Annotated in this window: 11 protein-coding genes; 8 read left to right on the top strand and 3 right to left on the bottom strand. The window is 47.8% G+C overall.

Features of this window, described 5'->3' with window-relative positions:
* Window positions 1-62: 62 nt before the first annotated feature.
* The 7 genes from Q1V85_RS12320 to Q1V85_RS12290 all read left to right on the top strand — a co-directional run bounded on the left by Q1V85_RS12320 (window position 63) and on the right by Q1V85_RS12290 (window position 7,081).
* Window positions 63-1,091, top strand: coding sequence for a fumarylacetoacetate hydrolase family protein (locus tag Q1V85_RS12320; protein ID WP_300600342.1), 1,029 nt, complete (start codon window positions 63-65; stop codon window positions 1,089-1,091).
* 63 nt (window positions 1,092-1,154) lie between these two features.
* Window positions 1,155-1,541 (top strand): GxxExxY protein, encoded by a 387-nt coding sequence (locus Q1V85_RS12315; protein WP_300600340.1) that lies wholly within the window; start codon window positions 1,155-1,157, stop codon window positions 1,539-1,541.
* Between the two features lie 52 nt (window positions 1,542-1,593).
* The gene (locus Q1V85_RS12310) at window positions 1,594-2,469 is read left to right on the top strand and encodes a flavin reductase family protein (protein WP_300600338.1); all 876 of its coding nucleotides are present in this window, start codon (window positions 1,594-1,596) and stop codon (window positions 2,467-2,469) included.
* Window positions 2,470-2,720: 251 nt separating this feature from the next.
* A complete protein-coding gene (locus Q1V85_RS12305) occupies window positions 2,721-3,524 on the top strand; it encodes a hypothetical protein (protein ID WP_300600336.1) in 804 nt (267 codons plus the stop codon).
* 411 nt (window positions 3,525-3,935) lie between these two features.
* Window positions 3,936-4,622 (top strand): hypothetical protein, encoded by a 687-nt coding sequence (locus Q1V85_RS12300; protein WP_300600334.1) that lies wholly within the window; start codon window positions 3,936-3,938, stop codon window positions 4,620-4,622.
* A 35-nt stretch (window positions 4,623-4,657) separates the two neighbouring features.
* Entirely contained in the window at window positions 4,658-6,220 is a 1,563-nt protein-coding gene (locus Q1V85_RS12295; protein WP_300600332.1) for a VWA domain-containing protein, read from the top strand.
* Window positions 6,221-6,397: 177 nt separating this feature from the next.
* Window positions 6,398-7,081, top strand: coding sequence for a Sir2 family NAD-dependent protein deacetylase (locus Q1V85_RS12290; protein WP_300600330.1), 684 nt, complete (start codon window positions 6,398-6,400; stop codon window positions 7,079-7,081).
* A gap of 140 nt (window positions 7,082-7,221) precedes the next feature.
* Here the strand turns inward: Q1V85_RS12290 and Q1V85_RS12285 are convergent, their stop codons facing one another.
* Together Q1V85_RS12285 and argS are read right to left on the bottom strand one after the other, a co-directional pair.
* Entirely contained in the window at window positions 7,222-8,061 is an 840-nt protein-coding gene (locus Q1V85_RS12285; RefSeq protein WP_300600329.1) for a hypothetical protein, read from the bottom strand.
* Window positions 8,062-8,911: 850 nt separating this feature from the next.
* Window positions 8,912-10,687 carry an arginine--tRNA ligase gene (argS, locus tag Q1V85_RS12280; protein WP_300600327.1) on the bottom strand — a complete coding sequence of 592 codons (1,776 nt, stop codon included), beginning with the start codon at window positions 10,685-10,687 and terminating at the stop codon, window positions 8,912-8,914.
* 74 nt (window positions 10,688-10,761) lie between these two features.
* On the opposite strand from argS, the gene Q1V85_RS12275 reads away from it, so the two are divergent.
* Entirely contained in the window at window positions 10,762-11,325 is a 564-nt protein-coding gene (locus Q1V85_RS12275; RefSeq protein ID WP_300600325.1) for a GtrA family protein, read from the top strand.
* A 513-nt stretch (window positions 11,326-11,838) separates the two neighbouring features.
* On the opposite strand, the gene Q1V85_RS12270 is transcribed toward Q1V85_RS12275, so the two are convergent.
* The gene (locus Q1V85_RS12270) at window positions 11,839-13,260 is read right to left on the bottom strand and encodes a DUF4403 family protein (protein WP_300600323.1); all 1,422 of its coding nucleotides are present in this window, start codon (window positions 13,258-13,260) and stop codon (window positions 11,839-11,841) included.
* Window positions 13,261-13,313: the final 53 nt, after the last annotated feature.

Genomic DNA, 13,313 nt, shown 5'->3' with positions numbered 1-13,313 from the left:
GCTGAAACACCTGATGGCCGGCAGGTTTAGCCCCGGTGTAATAAATGCATTAAATTTTGATTATGAAACTGGTATCTTATCTGAATAACGGAAACGAGCAATTGGGATTGCAGGTAAAGGATCGGGTATATGCACTTTCATTCCTGAGGGCCGATGGTCCCGTTACAATGAAATGGTTATTAGAAAACTGGGAAGCATATTTTCCAATGCTGGTTGCAGAAAATAAAGGCCTGGAAGCCGGCGTATTTCCGGACGCAGGCACCCCCGTGGAAACGGTACAATTGCTGGCACCGGTACCGCATCCCACTTCCTGCAGGGATGGTTATGCATTCCGTCAACATGTGGCGGCTGCGCGCAGAAACCGGAAGGTTCCCATGATCCCGGAATTTGATCAATACCCCGTCTTTTATTTTACCAATCACAATAGCATCGCCGGGCCGGGAACAGTTACCTGCATGCCGGATCATTTTCAGAAGCTGGATTTTGAACTGGAAGCGGCGATTGTGATCTGCAAAAAAGGAAGGAATATTAAAGCGGCTGATGCAGCTGCCTATATCGGAGGCCTGATGATCATGAACGACCTGAGTGCCCGCACGCTGCAGATGGAAGAAATGGCATTGAACCTGGGCCCGGCAAAGGGGAAGGACTTTGCTACGGTAATTGGCCCCTGGCTGGTAACCCCCGATGCGTTAACATCCCGCGAGGTGCCGCCCAAACCAGGCCATACCGGCACATGCTGGAATCTGCAAATGAAATGCCGGGTCAATGGTATACAGGTGAGTACCGGCAACCTCGCAGATATGGACTGGACCTTTGCTGAGCTGATTGAACGGGCTTCGTATGGCGTAGATCTTTACCCCGGCGATGTGATCGGGAGCGGCACCGTAGGAACCGGCTGTTTCCTGGAGCTGAATGGTACGGGTAAGTTACAGGATCCCAACTACCCGGAACAGTGGCTGCAGCCCGGAGATACAGTGGTTATGGAGATAGAGGAATTGGGTCGTTTGGAGAATAAAATCGAAAGGGAGGCAACGGAATTTAGTATCTTAGAGAAGAAATTAACCGCGGAGAACTGGAGAACGCTGAAATAATGCGGAGATAAAAATTGTTTTTTGTGGTGAACTTTTTTTTGACCTGCGAATAAATACCAAATCATGACTAACAATGAACTAAACCGACTGGGAGGGATTATTTTAGATGCCTGTATCACCGTTCACAGGGAACTGGGCCCTGGCTTACTAGAGTCGGCCTATATGTATGCATTAAACCGGGAGCTGGAATTGAGGCGTATTTCGGTAAGGTTGCAGGTTCCGGTTGAAATGAGATATAAAGAATGTCTTTTAGGAAAGGTTTATGTAATCGATATGTTAGTTGAAAATGAAATCATTCTCGAAATTAAAGCCGTGATTGCAATTGAGCCCGTTTTCATGGCGCAATTGATTACCTATCTGAAACTAACGAATAAAAAATTAGGGTATCTGATCAACTTTAATGTTCCTTTGTTAAAAGATGGGTTCAGAAGAGTGGTGTACAAATTCTGATCTCCGCGAAACACTGCGGCTTTTATTCTCCGCGGTTGAAAAATGATCTTATATGGTATTTGATTTAAAAACGTTAACAACGCTGGAAACCCAGCATTATCTGCAACACATCATTGCTCCAAGGCCTATTTGCTTTGCCAGCACGGTAGACCGGGAGGGGAATATAAACCTGAGCCCCTTTAGTTTTTTTAATCTGTTTTCAACAAATCCGCCGGTAGTGGTTTTCAGCCCTTCCCGCAGGGTGCGCGATAATACCACCAAACATACACTTCAAAATATACTGGAGGTACCGGAAGTAGCCATTAATATTGTAGATGCAGATATGGTACAGCAGGTTTCGCTTGCCAGCTGCGAATACCCCAAAAATACCAATGAGTTTGCAAAAGCCGGTTTTACAATGGAACAGTCGCAGCTGATCCGTCCGCCCCTGGTTAAAGAGAGCAAGGCCAAAATGGAATGCCGCGTACTGGAAGTAAAATCGCTGGGCAGTACCGGCGGAGCAGGCAACCTGGTCATTTGCGAGGTATGCCTGCTGCATATCGACCCATCCATTTTAGATGGCAGTAACCGGGTTGATCAACGCAAACTGCATCATGTGGCGCGGTTAGGGGGCAACTGGTATTGCCGGGTAACGCCCGATAATCTTTTCGAGGTAGAAAAACCCAATACGCAATTGGGCATTGGGATCGACGCATTGCCGGAGGCCATCCGCAACAGCGGGGTACTTACCGGAAATGATCTTGGAATGCTGGCAAATATTACGCAGGTACCGGCTGCGGATCCAACCTTTACCGATGATACATTGGCTGGGCTGCTGCAGTATGAAAACAGCGAGGAGCAGGTCCGGGCTATTCATCAATACGCGCAGCGGCTGCTCCGGGAAGGAGCTTCGGGTAAGGCCTGGCAGGTGCTTTTAAGGCGGATCTGACGGCTGGAACTGCTTCAGGAGATTGTGCTGATGACACACAAAAACATCCAGGAGCATTTTGTCCCCGGGTGTAAGCCATCTTACGTTAAGACAATCTGCGCTGGTCCGTGTTTTCTGTGAGAACAAAATGTAAAAGGGGAGGCGTTTATTTCCAAAATAAATTATCATTTCATTAACACCGGTTGTTACGTATCTGTTCGTACTTTAGCTACGAAGAACTTCGTTAAATTTCTTGTTTTAAAACCCAACTAATGAAAAAGAGATCTATTTTGCGGACAGCTGTATGGCCGCTGCTGTTGCTTGCCTGCGTAGCCGCATTGTCCTTTACACCATTGAAGCCGGAGAGCAAACCGGATCCGGGCTTTCCTTTTAATAGCGATACCATACCGGCGATAACTGAATTTGAAACGGGCCGGCTGGATGCTGCATTAAACTATATAGATGAGCAGATCCGGGTACAGAGCGGTGCCCTGCGGAATATTAATACGGATATCCGGCGGCAGGTGGCGGATGCATTATCCAAAGCGGATCTTGCAAAAATTCAGGCCACAACAGCTGCAGCGATAAAAAAGATCAACTTTGAACAAATCAATAAAGATATAGAAACGGCGATGGCCGGCATTGATAAGTTAAAGATGGAGCGGGAACTTTCGTGCGCAATGGAATCCGTAAAAAACATAGATCCCGAACAATTAAAACAAGCGATTAACGCGGCATTAAAAGATATCCGGTTAAACCAGTTAAAGGGGCAACTGGAGGCGGCCGGCAGGGATTTGAAGATTCAGCAGCAGCAGTTAAACGCCGAAATGCGGCAAATAAAGCCAGGGATTCCTGATGAGCTGATAAAAACCCGCGGTCAATTGCAGCAACTTAAAGATGCTTACCAGGAAATGGAACGGGACGGGCTGATTGATAAAGGTCCCGGCAACCGGATCCAGTTCATCAACGGCGAACTCTACATTAATGGCGCAAAACAATCACCGGAAACCAGCGAAAAATACCGGCACTATTTTCTTAAACGTAAAATAACCTCCGGCAGGATCGTAGCCGTATAAAAGCAAATGCCCGATGGCCATCGAATGCCGGGAGGCAGATTTCAAAATCATTTATGGTCATCCTGAAGCCGTTGTTCGGGGATCGATTCCTGTTTCAGAATTTCAACGATTCAGGTATACCTGCTCGTTTCAAAATGTTTGAGGCTCCTGATATATCAGGCGCCTTTTTAATATTTATTAACATTAGTAATATGGTTACTTTTTTTGCAGATCAGTATTAAGATGAGAAGCGCGCTGCAGCACGCTTAACGATAAAGCAGCAGGCCTGTAAGCAGCAATAACCGGCTTTAACAGGGATGCAAACAGAACCATAAACAAGTGTAATCCAAAAACGCGCGCCTGGGATTTCCGGAGTCTCATGTCAACTGATTTCTGGCCACACCATTTCTAAAAAACTATAAAAAAAATACAATGAGCATTGTTGATAAAATAGCAACAATAGGGCTTCTTATTGTCTGCCTTGCAGCATGTGATCCTGCTACGGTTACCTTTTCTGAAACACAGCCAGGCGGAGAACCAGCATTGGGCCAGGTGCCCGATAGCCTCACCGGAACATTCCTGGATCACGATAAAGGAACGGTACTGGCCGTATCCGCCTATTATGTAGTTGCAAGAGACACGCTGAGCGATACGCTTAGTTATAGGGAGCTGTTACCACACGAGATGATCAACGGCGATACCCTTTTTAATACTCAAACAAATGAACGGTACCCGGTCCGGAAGGCCGGCGATTCGTTATTTACCGGCTATGTATTCAGAGATACGCTTTTAAATCTGAAAAAGAACGATGTACTGAAAACGTATCAGCAACAGTATTTTCTAAACCGGCCGCGGGAAGACAGCAGCTGGAGTGTACAAAAGCTTACCGTCAGGAACGGGGTATTGAATATCCGGAAGATCAGTACAAAGAATGAGGTGAAAATGATGGAAGCCATCACCGGAGCCCCAAGCGATTCTGCAAAACCATTGCGGGTAAGTCCCGGTAAGGAAGCGCTCAGCGAATTTATAAAAGAGGGGGGCTTTATAAATGGACGAACCTTTATACGAAAACGGGTTACTGTTAACAGCGAAGGATCCATACCTGCTCTTAAAAAGTAAAACAGCAATCAATTATTAATTTCTAAATTCTTTTTATGAAACGCCTTTTTTTTGCAATAGCGATATTGCCCTGGATCCTATTTGCCTGTAACGGCGGCCGTCATCAGTCGACGGAAATGTTAACAACTGCGGCACCGGTTCAGGCGGAAAGCGCTTTTAACACCGAAGGTTATGCTTCTATAGAGGAGAACACATTTCAGACCGCAAAAGCGCATCCGCTATCCACTTTTTCCATTGATGTAGATAAAGCGGCATATAGCAATGTACGCAGGTTTATCAATGATGGGGTGCATCCTCCGGCCGGAGCGGTACGGGTGGAGGAAATGATCAATTATTTTGATTATGATTATGCGCCTCCTCAAAACGGGGATCCGTTCAATGTTATTACAGAAGTTTCAGCATGTCCCTGGAATACAGAACACCAGCTGGTGCATATTGGTATCAAGGGCCGGGAAATTCCCCAGGGAGCCCTGCCGCCCTCCAACCTGGTTTTCCTGATTGATGTTTCGGGCTCTATGCAGGATGAAGATAAATTACCCTTGCTGAAAAAATCGATGCTGCTGCTTACAGATAACCTGCGTCCGGATGACCGCGTGGCGATCGTTACGTATGCCGGGAATGCCGGTTTGGTATTACCCTCCACCAGCGGTGAACAAAAAGCGCGGATCCGGGCAGCGATCGCTGAACTGGAAGCAGGGGGTTCCACGGCGGGTGGAGCGGGCATACAACTGGCCTACCAGGTGGCTAAGGAAAATTTCATCGAAAAAGGGAATAACCGGATCCTGCTGGCCACCGATGGTGATTTTAACGTAGGGGAAAGCAGTGAGGATGCGCTGGTACGTTTGGTTGAGGAAAAGCGGAAGAGTGGTGTTTTTTTATCGGTACTGGGATTTGGCAGGGGCGATTACCAGGATCATAAAATGCAGGAACTGGCCGATAAAGGAAATGGCAATCATGCTTATATCGATAATATCCGTGAAGCACAGAAAGTGTTGATCAGCGAATTTGGCGGAACCCTGTTTGCCATTGCCAAAGACGTAAAAATACAGGTGGAATTCAATCCCGCTATTGTGCAGGCCTACCGCCTGATCGGGTATGAGAACCGGATGCTGAAGAAGGAAGACTTTAATGATGATGAAAAAGACGCCGGGGAAATTGGTAGCGGCCATACGGTTACGGCTTTGTACGAAGTAATACCACCGGGGGTAAAGAATGCATTTGAAAAACCCGTAGATGATCTGAAATACCAGGCAGCCCCCGCTCAAACGGCTGCTCCGGCGCCGGCAGAGATGCTTACATTGAAACTGCGCTATAAGGAGGTGGATGCGGACCGGAGCAAATTGATTACCGTTCCGGTTGAAGGCCATATAACAGCCACTGGGAAAACTACTGATCATTTCCGTTTTGCAGCAGCGGTTGCGGAGTTCGGACTCTTGCTGCGGAATTCTGGGTTTAAACAAAATTCCAGTTATCAGCAGGTACTTGACCTGGCTGCCGGGGCTTTGGGAGCCGATAAAAATGGCTACCGGGCGGAATTTATAACGCTGGTGAAAAAGGGCGCGGCGTTGCGTAATGATGAAATGGCCAGGAGTGATTAAGGATATTGTTGGCTGAGCGAGGTTTAAAGCGGCTGTATGCATACCCGTTTAAAAATCGAACGGCATGCTGCTTGTTGCAGAGGAAGCATGTTGATCCGTTTTAAAGAACTTTTGATTCCGCCGCTTTTATTTTTTGCCAAAGAGCCGTTATTTTGTATCCTGTAAAAGTGCTGCAGGATGAAAAAGAAACTGGTTGTATTAACAGGGGCGGGCATCAGTGCCGAAAGCGGTCTCAAAACCTTTCGTGATAGTGACGGACTGTGGGAGGGATATGATGTAATGGAGGTAGCATCGCCGGAGGGCTGGATAAAAGATCCCGGACTGGTGCTGGATTTTTACAATATGCGCCGGAAGAACGTAGCAGATGTACAACCCAATGCGGCGCATTATGGCCTGGCAGCCCTGGAAGCGGATTATGAAGTGCATATCATTACTCAAAATATCGATGACCTGCATGAGCGGGGAGGATCTACCCGGGTATTGCACCTGCATGGAGAGATCTTTAAAATGCGGAGCGAACGGTTACATAAACCTTCTTATGAGATCCGGGGTGATATCCGTTTGGGTGATAAGGCTCCGGACGGAAGTCAGCTCCGGCCGGATATTGTGTGGTTTGGTGAAGCGGTGCCCATGATTGCACCGGCGTCCCGGCTTGCGGCAGCAGCGGATATTTTTGTGGTGATCGGAACTTCCATGCTCGTATATCCTGCGGCGGGGCTGATTGATTATGTAGCGGATAATATTCCGAAATACATCATTGATACCTCCATTCCCGCATTGCGACCGCTTCCCAACCTGCATGCCATTGAGAAGCCGGCTACAGCGGGTGTGGAAGAACTGATCCGGTTGCTGAAAGGATAAAACGGGCGCATCGTATCCCTGGATTGACAGCTGACAAATATGCTATGGTTACCAGTAGGAACGAATCAAAGGTCTGATTTGTCATCAATAGACAATGGAAGCCTTTATTGGCAATTTGCGATCTGGGAGCGGGTGACCTGTCAGGATACAAGCCCGATCTTATACCACCAGTCTACCTTACCGCTTACATCATCCTTGCTATGATTTGGATTACTGCCTTCGGCGCTGCGGTTATGCATACCTCCGCCGTACATGCCCCCTTTTCCACGCATGCCGCCGCCACCGCCGCCATGCATACTACCACCACGTCCGCCGCCGCCGGCGCTCATATGGGTAGTGGCCTCGCCACGGCCGGAGTAAGTACCAGGGCCCTGCTTCATTTCAGGGATCCGGATGCCAATAACCGTGTGGTCTTTATTGATGGCAAGCTGGCTTTTTGGAATGGATACCATATACCGGAAAAATCCGTCTGCATCATTGGCCGCTTTAAAATGGAGCAGGCCTGGTGTTGCAGTGGTTGCGTCTACCAGTTCCGTCTTTCCATTGCGGGTAACCCGGGCCTGTTTATAAAACGAAGTATAGTCACGTTCATCGGTTCGTTGCACTCCTGCTTCCGGTTGCCGGGGCGCACCGGCGGCACGGTGCTGATCTGATGGGGCTTTTTCAGTATCCGGATGAAAGGGATATTCAACCAGCCTTGCTTCTGATTTTGACCCGGTGGGCGCGAAGTATATTTTTACGCCCTCACGGAGCATGCGCATCCGGGCGGAAGGATTGTCGGTTTCCAGGATCACATACAGGTACTGGTTGTCGTTACGGAAATCGTAGCGGATCTGGGTATGATCATCATAAAACCTGGAGGGGTAATCCCGGGTAGTGGCCGCATCCATATGCAGCGACTCTGCCGGAAGCACTTTGCTGCCGGAACAGGATCCTAAAAAGAGTGCGGGTATTGCAGCCAGGAACAGTTGTTTGCGCATGCGGAAATATTTTCCTGTATGACTCCGTTTATAAAAAAATATTGCTGGGGTGGGTCGTTAAATGTTGTTAACAATTCGTTTGAGGAGCTACTGAGGTGCAAGGGGATTGCTTTTATTGCGATGGAATGCTGCCACGAAGGCGCTAAGGCTCAAAGAACCACGAAGATGATGGAAAGAGCCGCTGCGTCGTTGCTCCTTTGCGTCTTCCGCGTGAGATCTATGCATCGATACAGGAAAAGCCACTGAGGCACAGAAATACAGCGTATTACTTTTATTGCGATGAAATGCTGCCACGAAGGCGCTAAGGCACAAGAACCACAAAGATGATAGAAAGAGCCGCTGCGTCGTTGCTCCTTTGCGTCTTCCGCGTGAGATCTATGCATCGATACAGGAAACGCCACTGAGGCACAGAAATACAGCGTATTACTTTTATTGCGATGAAATGCTGCCACGAAGACGCTAAGGCACAAAGAACGACGAAGATGATGGAAAGAGCCGCTGCGTCGTTGCTCCTTTGCGTCTCCGCGTGAAATCTATGCATCGATACAGGAAAAGCCACTGAGGCACAGAAATACAGCGTATTACTTTTATTGCGATGGAATGCTGCCACGAAGGCGCTAAGGCTCAAAGAACCACGAAGATGATGGCAAGAGCCGCTGCGTCGTTGCTCCTTTGCGTCTCCGCGTGAAATCTATGCATCGATACAGGAAAAGCCACTGAGGCATTACAATTATATTTTAACCGCCATGTACGCAAGGCATCCGCAATGATCCGCAACGGGAGAAACCCTGCTATAAAAATCTTAACGAACCTTGCGGAAACCTTTGCGTGCGCTGCGGTTAATTATGGCCTACATCCGTTCCGGTACCCGGATGCCCAGTAATCCCATAGAAGCTGCGATGGTGGCCGCCGCAAGCGTACAGATCTTGAGCCGCAGGTTTTTCTTTTCCGGAGTTTCCGCATTGCGTACGGAATGGGCCGTATAGAAACTGTTAAACAATTTTGCCACGCTAAACGCGTAAATAGCCAGCAGGGAAGGATTGTGTTCTCCGGCAGCCTGCTGCACCTGGGTTTGGAACTGCTCCAGCAAAATGATCAGCTCTTTTTCCAGGGGTTCCAGTTGCTCCGGATCAGCAATGCCTGCGGCCAGCGGCTCATTCCGCAAAATGGACCGGATCCGCGCATGCGTATACTGGATAAACGGACCGGTAAAGCCCTGGAAGTCGATACTTTCTTCAGGATTAAAGATCATCCGTTTTTTGGGATCCACCCGGAGGAGGAAGAATTTCAATGCACCCAGTGCAATGGTATCATAGAGTTCTTTAAGCTCCGTTTCGGAGAAGTCTTTCACTTTGCCCAGTTCTTCTGTTTTAGCCGCCGCTACGTTTACCAGCTCATCCAGCAGGTCATCGGCATCCACCACGGTGCCTTCCCGGGTTTTCATACGCCCGCTGGGTAATTCCACCATCCCATAGCTCATATGATAAATACCGCCGGCATAGGGCTTATTGAGTTTTTGCAGGATGAGCTGCAATACCTTCATGTGATAGTTCTGTTCATCGGCAATGACGTAGATGCTTTGATCATAAGGGAAGTCCTTGTATTTTTCATCCGCCAGCCCCAGGTCCTGCGTAATATAAACGGCGGTACCGTCTTTCCGCAGCACCAGTTTTTCATCCAGTCCTTCAGCGGTAAGATCGATCCACACACTGCCGTCTTCTTTTTTAAAGAATACACCATCTTGCAGGCCTTCCTCTACAAATTGTTTGCCCAGTATATAGGTATCACTTTCATAGTAGATCTTATCAAAATCGGTTCCGATGCGTTTGTAGGTTTGATCAAACCCCGCATATACCCAGCTGTTCATTTGTTTCCAGAGTGCTATTACTTCCGGCTTGCCATCTTCCCAATCCACCAGCATTTGCTGTGCGGCTTTCATAATCGGTGCATGCTTTTCTGCTTCTTCCTTGCTCATCCCTTTTTCGATGAGTTCCGCCATCTGCTCTTTGTGTTTTACGCCAAACATTACATAGTAGTCGCCTACCAGGTGATCGCCTTTAATGCCGGTAGACTCCGGTGTGGCTCCATTGCCGTAAAGCTGCCAGGCCACCATCGATTTGGAAATATGAATACCCCGGTCGTTGGAAATACAGCATTTTCTGATTTCGCTGCCTGTTGCTTTCAGGATCTCAGCAATGGACCATCCCAGGAAATTGTTTCGCAAATGCCCCAGGTGCAGGGGTTTGTTGGTATTGGGAGATGAATATTCCACCATTACTTTAGAAGCCTGCCGGGGCTCCTTATTGGAGAAGGGATCCTTATAGTTATCATTCAGGAACGCCGTCCAGAAATTTCCGGCGATGCTCAGGTTCAGGAACCCCTTGATCACGTTAAACGAGTCGATCAGGTCCGGATGACGGTTCACCAGGTATTGTCCCATTTCAGCACCCAGCTCTTCGGGTTTCTTCTTCAGTTCCTTGATAAAGGAAAACAGAACAACGGTATAATCACCTTCAAATTCGGGCTTGGTACTGTTTATAGCGATCGACGAGGGCGTCAGATCTATTTGATATAATGCTTTTAATGCGTCCGCAACAATCGGTCTCAACGTATCTACAATGCTCATTCCTAACAATTTTGCTGCAAAAATAAGGAACCCCGGCGCAGAAATCATGCGAATAAGGAATATCTTCGCCGCCGATGAGGCAGCATTTATATAGTGTAAGGGACCGGTTGCTCCCGTTGATCGATTTTTTTTACCCGCCATTTAAACGGATCATGCCGCTGCAAACCTTCCGGTATGCGGTTTCCGGAGCGTCCAATACCTTCCTTGGGCTGCTGTCTTATTATATTGCCTATAAGTTCATTTTCCGGGAGCAGGATTTTCATTTTGGGTTTTATGCGTTAAAATCACACGTAGCGGCCCTTGGTGTATCCTTTGTAATAAGTTTCCTGGTAGGTTTTTTCCTGATGAAATACGTGGTATTTGATGATAGCCGGATCCGTGGCCGGGTACAATTGTTCCGCTACCTGCTGGTATGTGTGTTTAATCTTACGATTAATCTGGTGCTGTTAAAATTCCTGGTGGAAGTATGTGATATCTATCCCATTTTTGCGCAGATGGGCACCACGGTGATAGTTGTGCTGGTCAGTTACCTGGCACAACGGCATTTCAGTTTTAAAAAAGTACCGGAGCCTACCTACCTGGAAGATGAGCTGCCGGACCTGAAATCGCCGTCGGATAGCAGCGATGGAAGCATTTAGCATTCAGCTTTTAGCCTTTAGATTTCAGCATCGTTATCAGTACGGGCATAAAATGGTCTCAATGTCGCACCAGTCTCCGTGTCGCCGGAAAATATTTGAAAAATGTGGGAATGTGGAAATGTGAAAATATGGGGAATGTGTAAATGGGTTGCGCTTCAAGCGCGAAACGGCCTTTAGCTTTTAGCAATCAGCTATCAGATTCAGTTATCAGTATCGCACATCAAGGATGGAACCGGATTTAACATGAAACTTTAAACCTGGAACAGCTTTAGCTATCAGCAATCAGCCATCAGTTTTCAGTTGATTACGGCGGGAATACAAATCTATCCTGTCATATCAAGTGTAGAACGGATCTAACGTGAAACTTTGAACGTTAAACCTGGAACAGCTTTAGCTATCAGTTTTCAGCCGATTATGTATGAATTCGATGACCTTGATATTCTATGCAAAAAACAGGGAACTGTACTCCGCTCATCAAGTAACAAACGGGAATCAACCTGGAACTGAAACAATTCACAGATCTAACCCCGCCACTTTTAACAAAAAATCACCATCACCATAGGCCCTTACAGCCAGCCATCCGGATTGCGGAAAAATACCGGCTACACTGATGTCTTTAATATTGCCGCTGCCGGTGATCCCTTTTATAAATTGCCGGTTGAGTTGCTGGTTGATATTGCTACGGGCCGTTGACAACAATTCAGTCAGATCATATTTTGCCATTTTTTCAATTTCGCTGGTGATCTTCTTTGAAAACAGCCAGTCCGCCGTTTTTAACAGCGCATTTTGGGATTGAATATCGAAGTCCACATCGGTTACCTGCAGCGTCCTGGTATTGGCGTAGTACAGGGGCTTACCCGTTACATAAAAGGTGCCGTCATTGGTGCCGGTGAATTTTACCTGCATCACCAGGCGATTATCACGGCTGCCCAGGAGTTTACATTCCCGGAAAATGAATCGTTTTTTAATAAAGGCCTTACTGAAGGTAAATTCCTTTCCGGCAATCTGGGCGGTAAGAATGCGGCTCAGCGAGTCGTAATTCATCACCAGGTCTGCATACACCTGGAATCCCTGGTTCCGGCTAAAATTGCTTGCATGCGGCACCGGGGTTATAAGGGCCGATGGCTTTTCAAACCGCACCACAGGTTTGGCAGCCAGTCCCACGCTTATCTGCAACTGGTTGTTAACCGTTTGTATGCTGTTGATGCGGATCTTTTGGGGGTTGATCTGCAGCCAGCCCATATTGTTGACATTATACGGCGTATTGAGCTGGTTCCACAGGGTTTGAAAATGCGGCTTCAGATCCACCCGGCCATAGCTTTTCTCCAGGTCGGCCTTCGATACATCGAGTTCCTTTTTAAGCGCGCTGATGATCACCGGGGTAATATCCTGTCCCCAGAAACAAACGGTACATTTATCCAGCGGTTCCGGTTCTTTCCGGGTGATCTGCATTTTGACGGTGTAGTTGGTTAGCAGGGAGATGGCAATGGAGAAACCGACTTTTACTTTCCGTTCGCCTTCCTCAAAGCCACACTGGCAGGCGGGCGTCCAGGGGGTAACGGCCTTACCGTTTACACAGGCCCGGGTAGAGCCAATGATCTTGTAATAGCCCATAAAAGAAATGTCGAGCGTGGTGTTTTTTAAACTGAACTGCAGCGGTCCGCGCCGGAAACTATACTTATAGCGCGTATCGCATCCCTGCTGTACCCAGTCATCCGGAAACCGGGGAGAAGTAAACAAGGTATCTACTTTTTTATTGGCCATGGCAAAGAAGGGGGCCAGGTCTACCTGTACCGGTATATTGAGCTCCGATTCCGGTATAACGGCGGCCGGGTACGCTGGCAGCGACAATACGGGCGTAGGAGGATCAATTACCTGGGAATGAACGGTGATGGCGAGGCAGAGCATGCATAAAAGGAGAAATCGGTTCTTCATACTATCAAATCTGGCGCTAAAATAGGAAATCAATGGCAGGAATAGATAGAATA

It is taken from the genome of Niabella sp. (assembly GCF_030150205.1).
GTDB lineage: Bacteria > Bacteroidota > Bacteroidia > Chitinophagales > Chitinophagaceae > Niabella.
The sequence above is the reverse complement of the archived record's forward strand: the minus strand, read 5'-3'. Positions and strand labels throughout refer to the sequence as shown.